We start from the raw sequence: 17612 nt of genomic DNA, 5'->3' as shown, positions 1-17612 counted from the left end.
CAGCAGAATGGGCAGCGTGGTGGAGCTTCATAGTCATCGTTTCGGTCCCCCGACCGGTCCGGTCGTGCTGGCGTTGCACGGGTTGACGGGCCACGGCCGGCGCTGGCAGGCGCTGGCCGACGAGCATCTCCCCGATGTCCGGATCATTGCACCGGATCTGCGGGGGCACGGGAGGTCGCCCGGCGTGCCGCCGTGGGATTTCGAAACTCTCGTCGATGATCTCGCGGCGCTGCTGGAACACGAGACGAGCGAACCCGTGGTGGTGCTCGGGCATTCGTTCGGCGCGGCCACCGCGGTGCATCTGGCGCATCGCCGCCCGGAGCTGGTGCGCGGGCTGGTACTGCTGGATCCGGCCATCGGCCTGGAACCCGAGCGCATGCTGACCATCGCGAATTCCATGCTGGCGGCACCGGATTACGAGAGTCTCGAACAGGCCCGCTTCGACAAGCTGGAGACCTCGTGGGCCGAGGTGGACCCGGCGGTTCTGGATGCGGAGCTGGCGGAGCACCTGGTGCCCACCGCGAACGGCCGGGTGGGCTGGCGCATGACCATGCCGGCGATCATCGCCTTCTGGGGTGAGATCGCCCGGGACTTCGTGCTGCCGCCCCGCGAGATGCCGACGGTCATGGTGCAGGCGATGAAGGTGAACCCGCCGCTGGTTTCTCCGGATTTCCGCGCGGCGCTCACCGCTCATCTGGGTGACCGGCTCACCGTCCACGAATTCGATTGCGACCACATGGTCGCGCAGGCGCGGCCGGTGCAAACCGCCGCACTGGTCCGCGCCCTGCTCTGACCCCGGGAGGCGCGAAATGCCAACCACCGAAGCCGAAGTCGAGCGAGTGCGCGAATTGGTCGCGGCCATTCCCCCCGGCCGGGTCGCCACCTACGGCGATATCGCGGCCGCGGCGGGTCTGTCCACGCCCCGCACGGTCGGCTGGATCATGCGCACCGATTCCGCGGACCTGCCGTGGCACCGGGTGCTGCGCGCAAACGGCACGCCCGCACCACATTTGGCGCATCGGCAGCTGGCCGAGCTGGCCGCCGAGGGCTGTCCGATCGCGGATGGCCGGGTGGACCTGCGACGCGCCCGTTACCGGTTCGCCGAAACCTGATACGCGCCACCCCGCCCGCCGGTTACCGTGAGAAGATGTCCACCCGTCTGGCCTGCGTGGTGTTCGATGCGGTCGTGCCCAGGGCGGCGGCCCGGTTCTGGGCCGAGCTGCTGGGCTGGGAGGTGACGGTGGACCGGCCCGGCGAGGTCGAGGTCGCCGCACCGGACCCGGACGCTCCGGACGTGGCGCTCACCTTCCTCCCGGCGCGGCGACCCAAGACCGCCAAGAACCGCATCCACCTGGATCTGTGCAGCCGCTCGCTGGATCATCAGCGGCTGCAGGTGGACCGGGCGCTGGCCCTGGGCGCCCGCCGGCTGGACATCGGCCAGGGCGCGGTGCCGTGGACGGTGCTGGCCGATCCCGAGGGCAATGAGTTCTGCGTGCTGGAGCCGCGTGAGCAGTACGTGGACACCGGTGCGGTCGCGGCCATCGTGGTGGACACCCGGGACCCATTGCGGCTGGCCGAGTTCTGGTCCGCCGCCTGCGGCTGGCCGCTCACCCACCGGACCGCCCGCTACGCGGGTATCCGGGCCGCTACCGGGCAGGGCCCGTGGCTGGAATTCCTGCTCGATCCGGCGGCGCCGGGTGAGCGCAGCCGTCTCCATCTGGATCTCGTCACCTTCCCCAACGACGATCCCGTCGTGGAGGCGGCCCGATTGCGGGCCGCGGGTGCGGTTCCGGCCGGCCCCGACGCACCGCCGTTCGGCGGTGAGTCACCGGCTGTCGAGCCGGTCCTGGTCCTGGCCGATCCGGAGACCCATGAATTCTGTCTCTTACGAGCGACTATCGATTGAGGCTGCCGATCCCGATCGCTTCCCCGCGCGAGGATCAGGCAATTCCGTGCTCCGCGCTGAGCCGGATCACCCAGCGGGTCCGATTACCCCTCAGGCCGCGCCGCGCTCGTAACGACGGCGCTCGCGCGGCGAAAGGCCGCCCCAGATGCCGAAGCGCTGATCGTGGGTCACTGCATAGTCGAGGCATTCCTTGCGTACCGCGCAGGAGGAGCAAATGCGCTTGGCCTCCCGGGTGGAGCCGCCCTTGTCGGGAAAGAAGGCCTCGGGATCGGTTTGGGTGCACAGCGCCTGTTGATGCCAGGATTCGCTCTCGGCTCCGTCGCGGCGGGCGAGGGATTCGAACATTGCGTCGAAATTGGTGAAAAGCAGCTTCACTTCCTCTGTCCCTTCAATAAGTATCAGTGAGAAATACGCGCGAAGTATCAGAAAGAAGAACGCGCGGTATGTTTTATGCGCGGCTCATACCGCAGTCACCACTGACGGCGGCGAGACGGGCCTGCTCACCATTGACGAAGATACGACGGGCGTGCACGGCCGCCGGCGCACCCGACCAGGGCGCGAACGCGGTGGTGAACATGAGTTCGCACCAGCTCAATGCCGGAACCTCACCGCACGCGAGGGTATTCAGCAGAGACAGTTCCTGATCACTGTCATTCCAGGCGGCGAAAAGCCAGGAGGCGTCCAGCCGGCCCAGGAATTCTTCGGCGTCTTCCGGAATGCCGAGCGGGGCATCTACCGCGAGGTGAACCACGGCCGAAATCGCGTGGCGCATCCGCGCATCCAGGCCGACCCCGTCGTGCAACAGCAGACCTTCGAGCGACTCCCGCAATCCCGCGCCGCGATCGATCCGGAAGTCGTCGCGCCGAGCTGCGGTGGTGACGTCGAACATTTGTTTCCTCCCTTGAAATTGCGCTTGTCCCAAAAGCGCCACGGCCTGATTAAAAGTGGCTCGTGATCTTGTTGTCCAGTTTTGAGGCAATCTGGGGCAAACCCTTAGCAGTACTGACACTGGCCAGTGTGGGTACCCGTCGGGAACCTCACCGAACGGTGCCTGGCACCACGCGGGCAAACATGTAGGGAGCGGCCCGTCCGCCGTCTAGGGTCCGACCATGCCTTACGTGCGATCAGGTTCTGCAACAGTTCATTACGTCACCAGCCAGATCAACGGCCCGACCCTGCTGCTCGCCCACGGGTTCTTCATGGACGAGTCGATGTTCGAGCCGATGCGCGAACCTCTGGCAGACGCCGGTGTCAATCTCGTAACGGTCGATGCGCGGTGCCATGGTCGCACCCAGTCACCCGATGGCGAACCGTTCAGCTATTGGGATCTGGCGGCGGACGGATTTGCGGTCCTGGATGAACTCGGAATCGAGAAGGCGGTCATCGGCGGAATGAGCCAGGGCGGCTACGCCGCATTGCGCATGGCACTGCTGGCGCCGGAGCGGGTGCAGGGCCTGGCCCTGATCGATACCGAGGCCACCGCGTGCAATCCGGCCGAATTGGCCTACTACCGCGAATTCTTCGAATGCTGGACGGGTCCGGAGCCGCTGGCCCCGCTGGTCGCCGAATTGGCCCCACAGCTCATCGGCGGCACCGATCCGCGGCTGTGGCGCGCCTGGACCAGCCGCTGGTACAACTCCGACCGCCAGAGCATCATGCCCGCCGCCCGGTGCCTGATGGACCGGCGCTCGGTACTGCATCGACTACCGGAGATCTCCGTGCCGGCCCTGGTGGTGCGCGGTAGCCACGACGCCAACAGCACCGCCCAGAAGTCCGAGGCGTTGGCCACCGGGCTGGCCGGGGCCGGCGGTGTGGTCACCATTCCGGGCGCGGGACACGGCGCGGTCTGGACTCATCCGGAAGTGGTTGCGCCGCTACTGATCCGGCTGGTCGAGCTGTCCAATGTCCGGCGGGAGAACCGGCTGGCACGAGCGCTGTCGACACCGTGGCCGCGGATGCGCGCAGGACGCGAGGTTCAAGCCGTGCGGTGACGGGGAGCCTTCTGCCCCGAGTGTTCGAGGGAGCGGGCCGTGCCCATGGCGGTCACGGCGGCGGATTCTCACCCGGCCTCGCGCCAACTCGGAATGCCGAGGAAGATTTGAATCTGGCTGGGGTAAGCCGCATTGAAGACACTGAACAGCTGCACGGCGATATCGAAGCGCCGGTTGCGCTCGCGGTCGCGCAGGCGCATGGTGGCGCGGGGCCGGCCGTAGGCCGCGACGCCCTCGTCCCACATTTCCCGGAAAAGTCCGAAACGTCCGAGTTCTCCGAGAAATTCAACCGACCAGGCGGTATCTCCAGAGCTCGCGATCAGACCGCGCAGCCAGTGCACGGTCAGCCGGACCTCCTCCTCCCACTCGACCATGACCTCGCGGGCGGCCTCATTGCCCAGAAACCAGCGCAGGATATTGATGTCCCGCTCCAGCCCGGGGAACGCGCGGGAGTAGCTTTCGTTGCAGGCGAGCACATTCCAGCGGGTGTCGACGTAGGCGGCGAGATTTGGTTCGTGCAGGTCGAGGGCGCGGCGCATGTCGTCGGTGATTTCACCGCGCAGTTGTTCCACGGTGGGGAATTCGCTCACGCCGAGTCCGGCCAGATCGAGCAGATGCCGGCGCTCGACGGCCGACAGCTGGGTTATTCGGTCCAGATATCGCAGCAGCGCATCCACCACTTCGCGGGTGGGGTGGCCGCGATCGCCCTTCTCCAAATGGCTGATGTAGCTGGCGCTCACGCCGGCATTGAACGCCAGCCTTTCTCGTGATACGCCTCGTTCATCACGCAGGCGGCGCAGCAGCAGTCCGAATGTCGGCGGCTTCAGATCGTCGGAGTCCCTATCCGGTTTCACGCCCAGCACCACGCCGTTCCCTCTCCGCAAACATTCAGCAAACCAACCTTCATCGCTCTGAGTCCTCCCGGTACCGGACAGTGGGACCCGGTGTGACGCCTGGTGTGAACTGTGACGAACGCCGCGTACTCCGCCAGTTCTCAGGTCGGATACTGCCATATGAGATTGTTCTCAACGTTAAAACAAGACCATTTCTACTATGTGTCGTGGCACATCTCATAACGTAACGACTAACGGCAATTGCTTAGCAAGCGCAGGTTTCCGGGCGCGCCCAACAAGCTCTGAACAGCCTGCCACTACGATCTTCAACCATGCGCTGTGAACGAAGGACACGCCCCTGCCCCGGAACGGGCTCGTGACACCCGTCGACGCCATCGTGCTGGCCGGTGGAAAGGCCAGCCGCATGGGCGGGGTGGACAAGCCGGCAATCGTGGTCGGCGGGCAGTCCATGCTGGACGCGGCGCTGGCGGCGGTCGCCGACTGCGCACGCACCGTGGTGGTGGGCCCGCATCGGCCCGAATTGCCGCCGGAAATCCTTCAGGCACAGGAGATACCGGCCGGAGCGGGCCCGGTGGCGGCCATTGCCGCGGGGCTGGGCGCCCTCGCCGGCTGTGAGTTCCCGGCCGGGCTGATCGTGGTGCTGGCCGCCGACATGCCCTTCCTCACCGCCTCGGCCGTGGACGAATTGCTTTCCCACGCACGGGAATCCGGCAGCGACGCGGTTTTCGCCGCGGATGCCTCGGGCCGCCCGCAGTATCTGGTCGGGGTGTGGCGGCGCGCCGCCCTGGTCGCTGCTTTGAAAGACCTGGATTCCCTGGTGAATCGGCCGATGAAGGCGCTGGTGCCGGTGGATACCGTCATGGTTACGCTACCCGGCGTGGACGACTGCGACACCCCCGAGGACGTGCGGCGGGCCCGGACCGGGGCGGCACGCACGGCCGCGCCGCTGTGGCTCGACGAGGCCCGGGATGTGCTGCGCGGGAGCATCTCCCCGCTGCCGGTGCGCCGCGCGGTGCTGCGGGCTGCGCGCGGCGCGACGCTGGCCGCGCCCCTGCTCGCGGCGGACGCCCTGCCGCGCTTCGATGTCTCGGCCATGGACGGTTACGCGGTGAGCGGCGACGGGCCCTGGCAGCTGCGCCGCGATATCGGTTTCGCGGGCGGGCAGCGGCCGGTGGGCCTGCTGGACGGCGAGGCGGTGCGGATCGCCACCGGCGCGCACGTGCCCGACGGGACCGGTTCGGTGGTGCGCGACGAGTTCGTCCGCCTCGAGGCCGATGGCACGCTGTACCGGCTGCCGGACACCCCGATTCGCGAGGATGTTCGCCGGCGCGGCGAATACTGGCTCCCCGGTGCGGAAGTCGCGGACGCGGGCACCCCTGTGACAGCCGCGCTGATCTCGGTGGCGGCCAGCGCGGAGGTCGCGGCGGCGGACGTGCGCGGCCCGGTGCGGGCGCGCATCGTCATGACCGGCGACGAGATTCGCGGCGAGGGGCCGCTGCACACCGGTCAGACCCGGGACTCGATCGGGCCCATCCTGCCCGATGTCCTGGGCTGGTACGGCGTGACCACCGTCGATCGGGTTCACCTGCGCGACACCGCGAATGCCTTCGACGAGGTGCTGGCCGCGGCCGCGGACTGCGATCTGCTCGTCATCGTCGGCGCGACCGGCGGCGGCGCGGCCGATCAGCTGCGCTCGGCGCTGGACCGCTCCGAGGCCACCATGCTGCTGCGCCGCCTGCGCCTGCGGCCCGGGGGCTCCACGGTGGCCGCGCAATTGACCTCCGGCACAGTCGTTCTGGGGCTGCCGGGCAATCCGTTCGCGGCGATCGCCACCCTGCTCACGCTGATCGGCGCCACGGTCGAGGGCCTGACGGGTGCGACCCCGGCCCGCCCGATCGTGGGCCCGCTGGTGAACGCCGCCGAGCTGACCGCACCGGTGTTACGCATCGTCCCGGCCCAGGCGCTGCCCGGCGGCGGCTTCCGGGGCGATCTCCGGCTGCGCACCGCGCACCTGGCCGATCTGCTGCACCGCGATGGCGTGGTGGTCGTCCCGGCCGACGCCGTGGACGGCGCGCCGGCCGAATTCATCCCGCTGCGTGGGTGACGCGGGTTCAGGCCGGTAGCCCGAGAACTGTCAGCAACTGGCCGGGGTAGGCGGCGCTGTCGAGTCGGCCGTGCTGGGCATAGACCTTGCGCTGCAGCCCGGTGACCGGATTGCGCAGCTGCACGGCCCACACATGCGGTGCGAACTCCACCCCGCCCTCGGACCAGGCCTGCCGGAATTTCGGGAATTGCCCGAGATCACGAATGAGATCGGCGAATCCGTCGGTATTGCCCGATCGCCCGATCAATCCGCGCATCCAGCGGGTGACCCGGCGGGCATCGGCCTCCCAGTTCACCATGACCCGGGTGGCCAGCTCATTGCCGAAGAACCAGCGCAGCATATTGCCGTCCTCGGTCAGGCCCGGGAAGGCGGCGTCCCAGCTGTCATTGCTGGCCAGCAGGTTGGCGCGGGTGTCGAGCAGGGCGGCCATATTCGGGCTGTGCAGCTCCAGGGCCCGCAGCATCTCGGGTGTGATCGCCGCGCGCAGTTCACGCGGGGAAGGAAGCTCTCCCGATCCCAGGCCCGCGAGGTCGCCGAGCTGGCGGCGGTCCTCGGTGGACAGCGGGTCCAGCCGGTGCAGATACCGGGTGAGCGCCTCGACCACTTCCCGGGTCGGGTTGCCGCGGTCGCCTTTCTCCAAATGCGTGATGTAACTTGCGCTTACACCGGCGTTGAATGCCAGGCGTTCGCGCGAAACACCGCGATTGTCACGCAGGCGGCGGAGCAGGTTTCCCAAGGTGGGTGCTTCGAGTTCCTGAGAATCCTGTCCATATACCGCTTTCGCGCCCACCTGGTTCCCTCCTGTACGGAATCCCGGTGGCCCACCGCGCCTCCCTGTGGAGGCGCCGCCGAGATCTCCTTCGAGACGGATACTTACACAGATTCGGATACGAACCGTTCCGCGCGGCAAATCCAGTCAGTATCACCGGATACTCCTATTGGTATAAGTTCCGGTGTGTCGTGGCAGTCGGCGCGGAATGGCGTTCCCCAAATTACTCTCAGGCCCCCAATGCGAGGGGCACTTGGACGGACACGATTTCGTCTCGGCGCGCGCGGGCCGGATCCGGGGCGGGAACCGCGTCCAGCAGGCGCCGCGTGTACTCCTCGCGCGGATGCTGAAAAACGGCTGTGACCGGGCCCGATTCGACTATGCGACCCTCCCGCAGCACCACCGCGCGGTCGGCCACCTGATGCACGACGGCGAGATCGTGGCTGATGAACAGGCAGGCGAATCCGTATTCGGCGCGCAGATCGGCGAAGAGTTCGAGCACCTGCGCCTGTACCGAGACATCCAGCGCGCTGGTCGGCTCGTCCGCCACCAGCAGCCGTGGCGCGAGGGCCAGCGCCCGCGCCAAGGCGACGCGCTGCCGTTGCCCGCCGGACAGCTCGCCCGGACGCCGGCTCGCATACTCGCGTGGCAGGCGCACGGATTCGAGCAGATCCCCGACCCTGGCCCGCAACAGCGCCCCCGAAGCCGCCCGATGCACCCGCAGCGGTTCGCCGATCGAGTCCTCGAGGCTGCGCCGCGGATCCAGGGAGGCGGCCACGTCCTGATGCACCAGCGCGACGTTCTTCCGCAGCCCTCGCAATTCCCGCTGCGACAACCCGGTCAACGAGACGCCTTGCAACACGACCTCTCCCGAAGCCGCGGGCACCAACCCCAGCGCAGTACGGCCGAGCGTGCTCTTACCCGAACCCGATTCCCCGACCAGACCCACCACTTCGCGCGGAGCCAGAGTCAGCGAGACATCATGCAGGGCCTGAAAGCGCTTGCCGTGGCGGCGGTAGACCACCGACAGGTCGCTGAGACGCAGCACCGGCTCGGCCGCCGACTCGGCGGTCGGCGCTGACTTCCCCGCGCCTGCGGGCACCGGGGTCACCCCATTGAGCGGGGGCACCGGCGCAGCACGCGGGGTGGGCGATGCGATCCGTTCAGCCGACCCGTCCGCATTCGCCGACGGCGCAGAGAGACCTGTGACGGTCGTCGATGACGCAGACAGCCCTGTCACAGACGCCGACGACGAAGACGGCGCCGCCACAGTCGACGGTGACGCTGGGCCGGCAGGCAGCACGGGGACCGCGGCCAGTAGTTCGCGGGTGTAAGCGGACTGCGGAGTCGTGAAGAGGTCGTGGACCGGCTGGGTTTCGACTATTTCACCGGCGCGCATGACCACCACCCGGTCGGCGATGGCGGCTACTACGCCCAGGTTGTGGGTGATGAAGAGGATGGCGGTGTTGTTGCGGCGCTGGAGGTCCTGGAGGAGGCGGAGGATTTCGGCCTGGACGGTGACGTCGAGGGCGGTGGTGGGCTCGTCGGCGATGAGGAGGTCGGGGTCGCCGGAGAGGGCCAGGGCGATGACTACGCGTTGCTTCTGGCCGCCGGAGAGTTGGTGGGGGTACCAGTCGACGCGTTTGGCCGGTTCGGGGAGGTCGACCTGGGTGAGGAGTTCGATGGCGCGGGCGCGGGCCTCGGACCTGCTGATCGGGCGGTGGGCGCGCAGGGCCTCGGCGATCTGGGTTCCGATGCGGCGCACCGGGTTCAGCGCGGTCTGTGGTTCCTGGAAGACCATGGCCGCGCGGGTGCCGCGGAGGGGGCGCAGGTCGGTGTCGGTGGCGCCGATGATCTCGATGCCGTCGAGGCGGATCGAGCCGGTGGCGGTCGCGCCGGTGGGGAGCAGTCCGAGGACGGCGCGGGCGGTGAGGGATTTGCCGGAGCCGGATTCGCCGACCAGCGCGACGGTTTCGCCGCGCGCGACGCGCACGCCGACGCCGTTCACCACCGTGCGCGGGCCGAAACTCACCACCAGGTCGCGAATGTCGAGCAAGGTATCGTCGGGCCCACCGGTCTCCCCACCGCCGCCCCTGCTGGAATCGTTTCGCGATGCTCCGTTCATATCATCCTCCGGGCACGGCCCAGAGCCTGGGCGATCAACAGGAATCCGAGGGTGAGCGCCGAAACCACCAGCAGCGGGCCGACGGCCATGGCGGGATTGGCGTCCAGGTTGCGGGTGGACTCGGCGATGATCGACCCGAGTGACGGGTCCGGCGGGCGCACGCCGATGCCGATGAAGCTCATGGCGCTGTCCACGAACACCGCCAGGGACAGTGACAGCGCCAGTTGCACGGCGAGCGGTTCGATCACATTGGGCAGCACGTGTTTCCGCAGTGTCCAGCCGGTGCTCGCACCGATCACCGCGGCGGCCTCCACGTAGGGCTGTTCGCGCACCGCCAGCACGGCGGTGCGGATCTGGCGGCCGAAGATGGGGAGTTCGGCGGCGATGATCACGATGACGACCGCGTGCGCGCCCGGCCCGGTGACCGCGGTGAGCGCGATGGCGAAGATGAGCGCCGGGAAGGCCAGGATGAGGTCGAAGACGCGCTGCGCCAGTACATCCGCCACCGGATTCACGGTGGCCGCCAGGCCGATGATCGAGCCCAGCACCGCGCCGGCCGGGACGGCCAGGAAGGCGATGAGCAGGTCCACGCGGATGCCGTAGAGGGTCCGGGTGAAGACATCCCGGTTGATTTCATCGGTGCCCAGCCAGTGGTCGCCGCTCGGGCCGAGCAGGTTGGCTCCCGGAATCTGCTCCAGCGGGTCGTATTTCGTGAGCAGACCGGCGGCGAGGGCCGCCACCGCGATGACTGCGATCAGCAGCACGCCCGCCAGCCCCTGCCCGCGGGTCAGCGCCCGCAGCAGCGGCCGCCCCGGATTCGGTTCGCGGCCCGGGCTTTCCGTGGCCGTCGTGGTGTCGCCGCTCTCGGCGACGGCGAGCTCGCTCATGCGCGGCCTCCGATGCGAATGCGCGGATCCAGGTAGGCGTGCGCGATATCGGTGGTCAGCTGGATGGCCACGAACACGGCCACCGAGAACAGCAGCAGCGCCTGCACCACCGGATAGTCGCGCCGGTTGATGCTCTGTTCGATGAGCTGGCCGATGCCGGGCCAGGCGAAGGCGGCCTCCACCAGCACCGCGCCGCCGAGCAGGTTGCCGGTCTGGATGCCGAGCGCGGTGAGCATGGTGGGCAATGCGTTTCGCAGCGCGCCGTGGGTGATGATGCGGCGGCGCGGAATGCCGAGGGCGCGGGCGGTGAGGACGTAGGGCTTGGCCAGTTCGGTGCGCAGGGCCTCGGTGAGGAAACGGGTCAGCGCGGCGGCCACCGGCAGGCCCAGGCAGATGGCGGGCAGCAGCAGGTACTGGACGGCGATATCGGGCCGGGCCAGGAACCCGTCCGGCGGGATGCCGCCCGCGGGCAGGATCGGAATGGCGACCGCGAACACCAGCACCAGCAGCACGCCGGTCACGAAGACCGGGATGGCGACGGTCACCGTATTGGCGGCCGCCACGATCGCATTGAGCCAGCGCCGATCCCACAGGACCGAGGCGACGGATACCGCCAGGCTCACGATCACCGCCAGCGACAACGCCGCGGCGGCCAGGATGAGGGTGTTCGACAGACCCCGCACGATGAGATCCGCGATCTGGCCGCCGATCACGTAGGACCGCCCCAGGTCTCCGGTCACCACACCGTGCAGCCATGACACGTATTGCGCCGGGATGGGCCGGTCCAGGCCGAGCTGATGCCGGATGGCGGCAATGGTTTCCGGCGTGGCGTCCGGCCCGGCCAGGGTGGTGGCCGGATCGCCGGGCACCAGCCGCAGCAGCAGGAAGATCAGCACCGACGCGCCGAAGAGGACCGCGAGGGCGGACGGCACCCGGCGCAGCAGATAGGCGGTCATGCCAGGAACGCCTGGGTGAACACGTGCTCGCGGCGCTTGGTCCAGTCGAGGCCGTGCAGTTTCCGGGATGCGCTGTCCTGCGGGTAGTGCACGCCGATCTCGATCAGGAACAGGCTGTCCAGCAGTTGATCGCTGAGTGCCTGGTAGGCGCGGGTGGCGTCCGGGCCGGTGGCGCGCGGCAGCTGCCAGGCGGCGTCGGCGGCCGAGACGTAGTCGGGCGATTCGTAGCGGGAGGCATTCTTGCGGGCGTTGAACGGGTAGGCGCTGACCGTCAGCGTGGACGGCACGAACTGCGCCCAGGAGTGGTCGGTGATCCACAGGCCCGGGAACTGCGCGCCGATCAGCTGTTTGATGAAGGTGGCGTTCTCGGTGGGCGCGAGTTCCACCTCGATGCCGATCTCGGCGAGGTTGGCCTGCACGATCTGCGCGGCGGCCTCGAAGACCGGGTAGGCGGTGTTGTAGGTGAGCGGCAGCTTGGGCGGTTTGGGCAGCTGCGCCAGAATCTGCTTGGCCTTGGCCACATCTCGCGTGTAGCGGCTGTTGCGGGAGTCGTCGAAGGCCGGAGAGTTCTTGGGCCACGGCAGGTTCAGCGGATAGCCGGCGCCGCGGAAGACCTCCTTGATGATGCGCTCACGATCCAAGGCGTAGGCGATGGCCTGGCGCACCCGCACATCGGCGAGGGCGGGGTCGGCGACATTCGCGCCGACGTAGACCTGGAGCTCGGCTCCCTCGAAGGTGATGACGCGGAAGCCGTCGGTCTTGGCGAGGTTCTCGTTGTCGCGGTAGGTGATGCCGTCGGCGAGATGGATCTGGCCGGTCTTGAGGGCGTTGAGCTGCGCCTGATTGTCGGCGATGACGGTGAATTCAACGCGGTCCAGATAGGGGCGGTCGGGCACCCAGTAGGCAGTGTTCTTCTCGAATACCAACTGCTGGTTGGGGATTCGCTGCACGAACCGGAAGGGGCCGGTGCCGATGAGCTTGTCGCCGGTGGCGAGCTGGTCGATGGACTCGCTGTCCAGGATGGGCACGGTGTCGAGCAGGTCGAACAGATTGCTCAGCGGGTGCGCCAGCGTCAGCGTGATGCGGTGCGGATCGCTGGTGTCGAAGCCGGTGACGGCGGCGGCCGTGCTCTTCAGCTGCGCCGACCACTTGGGATCGGCGTAGGTGCGCAGCGAGAACTCGACGTCCTTGGAGGTGAAGGGGCGGCCGCTGTGGAACTTCACGTCGTCGCGCAGGTCCAGGGTGATGGACTTGCCGTCGGGGGCGAGGGTCCAGCTCTTGGCCAGTAGCGGCTGGGGTTCGAGCTTGTCGTGCGGGTAGCGCACCAGGGATTCGAAGACCAGGCCGATCACATACGGTGTGGTGCCGGTATTGGTGAGCAGGTTGGCGGGCACGAGGTCCACCAGCACGCCGTACTTCAGCGTCCCGCCGCGCACGGGTTGCGCGTTGTCGTCGCCGCCACGTTGCTGGTTCACCGCCGAGGTGCAGGCAGCCAGCACTCCGCTGCCGAGGATCGCCAGGGCGGCGACGGCGGAACCGCGCAGGAAATGACGGCGGTGCAGACCGCCGGGGGACGAATTCATCTGGAAAACCTCGAGTGTGGACCGGGGCCGAATGGTGTGCGGCGACGCTATCCGCGGATGTATGACGGATCACCGGTTGCACGCAGCCAGAGTGAAACCCTGGCTCCGGCGCGGGCCCGCGCCCTTTGCTGGGAGCATGTCAGTCCCCGCCCATGCCCGTGGCTATGAGAATTTCGCCGGCGAGATCGGCCGCACCACCGCCGATTCCACGCCGGAGTGGAACTATCCGCCGACCGCGCCCGCCGGTGCGCCCAATATCGTCGTGGTGCTGATCGACGATATGGGTTTCAGCGATATCGGCCCGTTCGGGTCGGAGATCGAGACCCCGACCCTGGATCGGCTGGCCGCGAACGGATTGCGGCTCACCAACTTCCACACCACACCGCTGTGCTCACCGTCGCGGGCGGCGCTGCTGACCGGAATCAATTCCCACCGTGCGGGTTTCGGCTTCGTCGCGAATGCCGATCCCGGCTATCCGGGGCTGCGGCTGGAATTGGCCGATGACGTGCTGACGTTGCCGGAAATATTGCGCGCCAATGGATATGCGACCTATGCGGTGGGGAAATGGCATCTGGTCCGCGATGCCACGCTGCATCCGGCGGCGCACCGGGATTCGTGGCCGACGCAGCGTGGATTCGACCGCTACTACGGGTCGCTGGAGGGGTTGAACTCCTTCTACTATCCGAATCAGCTGATCTCCGACAGTTCGGCGGTGGATGTCGAGGAGTATCCGGAGGGGTACTACCTGACCGACGACTACACCGATCGCGCCATCGGCTACCTCAAGGACCTGCGGGCGCACGATGCGGCCAAACCGTTCTTCCTCTACTTCGCGCATACCGCCGTGCACGGGCCGTTGCAGGCCAAGCCGGCGGATCAGGCCAAGTATCGGGGGCGGTATCGGGAGGGCTGGGATCGGTTGCGGCAGAGTCGATTCGCCGCACAGATCGCACAGGGACTGTTCCCGGCGGGGACACAGCAGAAGCCGCGCAATACCGAGCCGGGTTATGAAGCGCAGGAGTGGGATGCGCTGACCGATGAGCAGCGGGCGCGATTCGAGCGGTACATGGAGGTGTACGCGGGCATGGTCGACAGCATCGACCAGAGCCTCGGGCGGATCGTGGAGGTGCTCGAGCAATTCGGCGAGCTGGACAACACCATTATCGTGTTCACCTCCGACAATGGCGGCACCGCGGAGGGCGGGCCCGAGGGCACCCGGACCTATTTCGCGCAGTTCGCCCAGGTCGACGAGCCCGACTGGGAGCGGGATGTGCCGCACGACGACGAGTTGATCGGCACCGCGAAACTGGGGGTGCACTATCCGCGCGGGTGGGGGCAGGCGTCGAATACGCCGTTCCGCTTCTACAAGGGGCAGACCTTCGCCGGTGGGGTGCGGGTGCCGTTCGTGCTGTCATGGCCCAGGGGGCTGCCGCGCACGGAGGCCGATGCCGGGGTGCGCGAGGAGTATGTCTACATCACCGACCTCGCGCCCACGCTGCTGGAGCTCGCCGGGCTCGAACGGCCGACGGTCCGGAACGGACTGCCCGCCAAGGACTTCGACGGCGTCTCGGCGGTGGATGTGCTGAGCGACCCGACCGCTGTCTCACAGCATGTCGAGCAGTATTCGGAGATGACCGGTCACCGCGGCTTCTACCGCGACGGCTGGAAGCTCCTCGCGCTCTTCGAGCCCGAGCGCGGCATCGACAATCCACGCTGGCAGCTGTTCGACGTCCGCACCGATCCGACCGAGCTCCACGATCTTTCCGAGCAGCGTCCGGACAAGGTCGCCGAGCTCTCGGCCGGGTGGGACGAAGCCGCTTGGCACAACACGGTTTTCCCGCTCGTCACCCGGCAGGACCTGACTCGGCGCCGTCCGGAGGAGGCCCGGCTCGGCGAGCAGGTCCGCATCCTGCCCGGCACCCCCACCCTGGAGCGCTACCGCTCTCAGCGACTGATCGCCTACCGCGACTTCACGATCACAGTGGAGTTGGCCGGCTACCGACCCGGCGACGAGGGCGTTCTCGTCGCCCACGGCGACCCGCTCGGCGGCTACCTCCTCTACGTGGAGAACGGCCACCTGATCTTCGGCTACAACGCCTATGGCCGCTACGCCGAAGCCGATGCCGGTGAAATACCCTCCGGCAGTCGCCATTTCACCGTATCGGCCACCGTCCAACCCCACCTGCGCTGGGACTTCACCATCGGCATCGACGGCGTCCGCGCGGCCACCCTCCCCGACCGAGTCCAACTCGTAGGCATGTCGCCCTGGACGGGGATCTCCGTCGGCCTCGACGCCCGAGGTCCCGTCTCCTGGTCCCTCCGCGACCGCCGGGGCGTCTTCCGCTACTCCGGCTCCCTCCACTCCATCACCTACCGGCCGGGCCCCGTCGGCGTGCCCGAGGACGCTCAGCAAGCCCTGGATTCCGAAGCCGAACTGATAGCGGAGTAGCAGACCCAAAACCCAAAGCCGACAACCCAAAAGGACGAAAGGACAAAGAACCAAAAGATTAAAGACAAAGACGCCTGGAGAAGGGAGGGGGCGGGCTTGGGGACGCGCCTTCGTCTACCAGCCCGCTCACCTTTGAACCTGCCTGTGGGTGTCGCTGCAGGAGGTATTCGCTTAGATCTCGGGGTGGGGTATCCGCAGGATGGGATGTAGCGAGGAGAATACCGCTGTGGTTGTTCGGTGTTCGAGGATTTCAGGGTGGGCTTGCGGTGGGTTTTGTCTGTAGAAGGTGGTCCGTGCGGTCCGTGGGCTGGGGTCGGTGGGTGGCGGCTTCCAGCCTGGCGTCAGCCCAAGTCCAGTAGGGGAGGCGACGCAACCACACTCCCCGGTCCCTGCGCAGGCCGGCAGGATATGCGCAGCCGGGATTCATGCGGCCCGTGAACCCCACCTCAGGCAACTCGATTCGATCGCAGCGGCGACCCACTCGCCAACGTGATGTCTGTCGTTCACGCGCGGGGCGCCCGTTGGGTCGAGACTTTTCGGTGCAATCCATCCGGTGCGTCCCCGATAGGGGGAATCTTTGCCCATGACAACGGTTTTCCAACCCTCGGCACTGTCGTTGACCAGCGCGTGGCAGTGATCACAAACAAGCGTCAGGTTGCTCAGATCGGTGGGTCCGCCTTTGGTCCAGTCGGTGACATGGTGCACCGCACACATACTCGCGGGTGCCTCACATCCCGGGCGGGTGCAACCCTTGTCGCGGGCGATAAGGGCCAGGCGCTGAGCCGGGCTGGCCAGTCGCTGGCAGCGACCCAGGTACAGCGGCAGCCCGTCCGCGTCGAGGACCACCAGCACCGGCTTGGTCCCCTCGGCCATCTTCAAAGCCTCATTGATGGAGACGTGGCCACCGGTGGCGGTGGTCGCAACACCCGCTCCACGCTCCAGATCGTTGAGCGACATGGTGACTATGGCCTGCACCGGCAGACCCCGGTGGGACCCGAGCTTGGTGGGGTCGACACCGGGCTGCAGCAGCGCGAACAGGGCGTCGTGGGTGCGCTGACCGGCGTCGCGGCGGTCGCGACGGGCAGCAGCCTCGAGGACCTTCGAGTCGACGACGGTGGCAGTGGCAGCAACGCTTTCGGTGTCGTCGATGTTGCACATACCCGGACGGGCAAGCTTGGCGAAGACGGCATCGAGCAGGGCGCGCAACTCGGGGGTGATCCAGCCTTCGATCCAGCTCATCCCATCGACGCCGGGGCGACCCTGGATGAGGCCACGGCGGCGACGGCGGTCGGCGTCGGAGATGACCTTGCCGTCGGGGTCGATGCGGGCGAGGATGTCGCGACCGATCTTGGGCAGGTCATCGGGCCAGCCGACCCGGGAGTGGCCGACCAGGATGTCCTCGGCCTCGGCGCGCGTCTCGGCGGGGATGTCGGCGGGCAGGTGATTCATGACGTCGATGATGTTGCGGACGTGATCACGCGAGATATCGCCCGCCTCATAGGCTTCGGCGGCCTTGACGAGGGAGGCGGGACGCAGGTGTCCGGTCGGCTCGAAGAATTCCCCGCACTGCATGGTGATCTTCACCCGCACCGAGGCGTCGTACTTCGACAACCCCAGGGTTTGCCGCAGGAACGGCACCACATCCTTCGCCCCACTCGTTGCGGGCAGCGAACGATTGCAGGCTTCGATGATCAGGCGTGAATCCAGTGCCGACAGTTGGCGCTTGCAGGTCTCCAACCGCTGCATCAACTCCACGACCTCACCATCAGCGAGCGGAGCGAGGTTCCCGTGAAGGACGGAATTCGACAGGGCTTCGACGGCGGCCGCCAGTTCCGCGATGCCGCACGTGTCGAGTGTCACCCCCGTCGAATTCATGCACTAATTCTATCGCTGCCACCAACCAAGAGGAACCCGAAATGTCCTATATTCCATGATAATTCAACCCACTGAAGCTGAAATGACCACTCCCCCAACGAATTTAGATGACG

Annotated in this window: 15 protein-coding genes; 6 read left to right on the top strand and 9 right to left on the bottom strand. The window is 67.5% G+C overall.

What is annotated here, in order from left to right; all coding sequences use genetic code 11:
- The first annotated feature begins 7 nt into the window (after nt 1-7).
- From ACFXIV_RS38090 to ACFXIV_RS38080, 3 genes are read left to right on the top strand one after another with little or no spacing between them, the layout of a single operon-like run.
- Nucleotides 8-793, top strand: coding sequence for an alpha/beta fold hydrolase (locus ACFXIV_RS38090; protein ID WP_379401851.1), 786 nt, complete (start codon nt 8-10; stop codon nt 791-793).
- A 16-nt stretch (nt 794-809) separates the two neighbouring features.
- Nucleotides 810-1112, top strand: coding sequence for an MGMT family protein (locus tag ACFXIV_RS38085; RefSeq protein WP_354840404.1), 303 nt, complete (start codon nt 810-812; stop codon nt 1110-1112).
- Between the two features lie 35 nt (nt 1113-1147).
- A complete protein-coding gene (locus ACFXIV_RS38080; RefSeq protein ID WP_379401812.1) occupies nt 1148-1906 on the top strand; it encodes a VOC family protein in 759 nt (252 codons plus the stop codon).
- A gap of 90 nt (nt 1907-1996) precedes the next feature.
- On the opposite strand, the gene ACFXIV_RS38075 is transcribed toward ACFXIV_RS38080, so the two are convergent.
- A complete protein-coding gene (locus ACFXIV_RS38075; protein ID WP_379401852.1) occupies nt 1997-2251 on the bottom strand; it encodes a WhiB family transcriptional regulator in 255 nt (84 codons plus the stop codon).
- Between the two features lie 103 nt (nt 2252-2354).
- Nucleotides 2355-2795, bottom strand: coding sequence for a hypothetical protein (locus ACFXIV_RS38070; protein WP_379401813.1), 441 nt, complete (start codon nt 2793-2795; stop codon nt 2355-2357).
- A 220-nt stretch (nt 2796-3015) separates the two neighbouring features.
- Between ACFXIV_RS38070 and ACFXIV_RS38065 the strand changes: the two genes are divergently transcribed.
- Nucleotides 3016-3897, top strand: a complete 882-nt coding sequence (locus tag ACFXIV_RS38065; RefSeq protein ID WP_379401814.1) for an alpha/beta fold hydrolase — start codon at nt 3016-3018, stop codon at nt 3895-3897.
- A gap of 68 nt (nt 3898-3965) precedes the next feature.
- On the opposite strand, the gene ACFXIV_RS38060 is transcribed toward ACFXIV_RS38065, so the two are convergent.
- Nucleotides 3966-4751: a helix-turn-helix domain-containing protein gene (locus ACFXIV_RS38060; RefSeq protein WP_379401815.1), complete on the bottom strand. Its 786-nt coding sequence runs from the start codon at nt 4749-4751 to the stop codon at nt 3966-3968.
- 355 nt (nt 4752-5106) lie between these two features.
- Between ACFXIV_RS38060 and ACFXIV_RS38055 the strand changes: the two genes are divergently transcribed.
- Nucleotides 5107-6855 (top strand): NTP transferase domain-containing protein, encoded by a 1749-nt coding sequence (locus ACFXIV_RS38055; protein ID WP_379401816.1) that lies wholly within the window; start codon nt 5107-5109, stop codon nt 6853-6855.
- A 7-nt stretch (nt 6856-6862) separates the two neighbouring features.
- On the opposite strand, the gene ACFXIV_RS38050 is transcribed toward ACFXIV_RS38055, so the two are convergent.
- The 5 genes from ACFXIV_RS38050 to ACFXIV_RS38030 form a co-directional block, all read right to left on the bottom strand.
- Nucleotides 6863-7591 (bottom strand): helix-turn-helix domain-containing protein, encoded by a 729-nt coding sequence (locus ACFXIV_RS38050; RefSeq protein ID WP_379401853.1) that lies wholly within the window; start codon nt 7589-7591, stop codon nt 6863-6865.
- Between the two features lie 262 nt (nt 7592-7853).
- On the bottom strand, nt 7854-9749 hold the full coding sequence (locus ACFXIV_RS38045; RefSeq protein WP_379401817.1) for a dipeptide ABC transporter ATP-binding protein: 1896 nt from the start codon (nt 9747-9749) through the stop codon (nt 7854-7856).
- The gene (locus ACFXIV_RS38040; RefSeq protein ID WP_379401818.1) at nt 9746-10636 is read right to left on the bottom strand and encodes an ABC transporter permease; all 891 of its coding nucleotides are present in this window, start codon (nt 10634-10636) and stop codon (nt 9746-9748) included. The genes ACFXIV_RS38045 and ACFXIV_RS38040 overlap by 4 nt, the downstream gene beginning before the upstream one ends.
- A complete protein-coding gene (locus tag ACFXIV_RS38035; RefSeq protein ID WP_379401819.1) occupies nt 10633-11592 on the bottom strand; it encodes an ABC transporter permease in 960 nt (319 codons plus the stop codon). Before ACFXIV_RS38035 ends, ACFXIV_RS38040 begins: the two co-directional genes overlap by 4 nt.
- Nucleotides 11589-13175 (bottom strand): ABC transporter substrate-binding protein, encoded by a 1587-nt coding sequence (locus ACFXIV_RS38030; RefSeq protein ID WP_379401820.1) that lies wholly within the window; start codon nt 13173-13175, stop codon nt 11589-11591. Before ACFXIV_RS38030 ends, ACFXIV_RS38035 begins: the two co-directional genes overlap by 4 nt.
- A gap of 136 nt (nt 13176-13311) precedes the next feature.
- On the opposite strand from ACFXIV_RS38030, the gene ACFXIV_RS38025 reads away from it, so the two are divergent.
- On the top strand, nt 13312-15624 hold the full coding sequence (locus ACFXIV_RS38025; RefSeq protein WP_379401821.1) for an arylsulfatase: 2313 nt from the start codon (nt 13312-13314) through the stop codon (nt 15622-15624).
- A gap of 423 nt (nt 15625-16047) precedes the next feature.
- Here ACFXIV_RS38025 and ACFXIV_RS38020 read toward each other — a convergent pair whose 3' ends face one another.
- On the bottom strand, nt 16048-17499 hold the full coding sequence (locus tag ACFXIV_RS38020; RefSeq protein WP_379401822.1) for a DUF222 domain-containing protein: 1452 nt from the start codon (nt 17497-17499) through the stop codon (nt 16048-16050).
- Between the last annotated feature and the right edge of the window lie 113 nt (nt 17500-17612).

The sequence above is a fragment of the Nocardia sp. NPDC059236 genome, assembly GCF_042754085.1.
Lineage (GTDB): Bacteria > Actinomycetota > Actinomycetes > Mycobacteriales > Mycobacteriaceae > Nocardia.
The sequence above is the reverse complement of the archived record's forward strand: the minus strand, read 5'-3'. Positions and strand labels throughout refer to the sequence as shown.

Bases quoted from the DNA above. Each gene is read 5' to 3' on its own strand.
- ACFXIV_RS38090 (WP_379401851.1), top strand. From the start codon at position 8: ATGGGCAGCGTGGTGGAGCTTCATAGTCATCGTTTCGGTCCCCCGACC.
- ACFXIV_RS38085 (WP_354840404.1), top strand. From the start codon at position 810: ATGCCAACCACCGAAGCCGAAGTCGAGCGAGTGCGCGAATTGGTCGCG.
- ACFXIV_RS38080 (WP_379401812.1), top strand. From the start codon at position 1,148: ATGTCCACCCGTCTGGCCTGCGTGGTGTTCGATGCGGTCGTGCCCAGG.
- ACFXIV_RS38075 (WP_379401852.1), bottom strand. From the start codon at position 2,251: ATGTTCGAATCCCTCGCCCGCCGCGACGGAGCCGAGAGCGAATCCTGG.
- ACFXIV_RS38070 (WP_379401813.1), bottom strand. From the start codon at position 2,795: ATGTTCGACGTCACCACCGCAGCTCGGCGCGACGACTTCCGGATCGAT.
- ACFXIV_RS38065 (WP_379401814.1), top strand. From the start codon at position 3,016: ATGCCTTACGTGCGATCAGGTTCTGCAACAGTTCATTACGTCACCAGC.
- ACFXIV_RS38045 (WP_379401817.1), bottom strand. From the start codon at position 9,749: ATGAACGGAGCATCGCGAAACGATTCCAGCAGGGGCGGCGGTGGGGAG.
- ACFXIV_RS38040 (WP_379401818.1), bottom strand. From the start codon at position 10,636: ATGAGCGAGCTCGCCGTCGCCGAGAGCGGCGACACCACGACGGCCACG.
- ACFXIV_RS38035 (WP_379401819.1), bottom strand. From the start codon at position 11,592: ATGACCGCCTATCTGCTGCGCCGGGTGCCGTCCGCCCTCGCGGTCCTC.
- ACFXIV_RS38030 (WP_379401820.1), bottom strand. From the start codon at position 13,175: ATGAATTCGTCCCCCGGCGGTCTGCACCGCCGTCATTTCCTGCGCGGT.
- ACFXIV_RS38025 (WP_379401821.1), top strand. From the start codon at position 13,312: ATGTCAGTCCCCGCCCATGCCCGTGGCTATGAGAATTTCGCCGGCGAG.
- ACFXIV_RS38020 (WP_379401822.1), bottom strand. From the start codon at position 17,499: ATGAATTCGACGGGGGTGACACTCGACACGTGCGGCATCGCGGAACTG.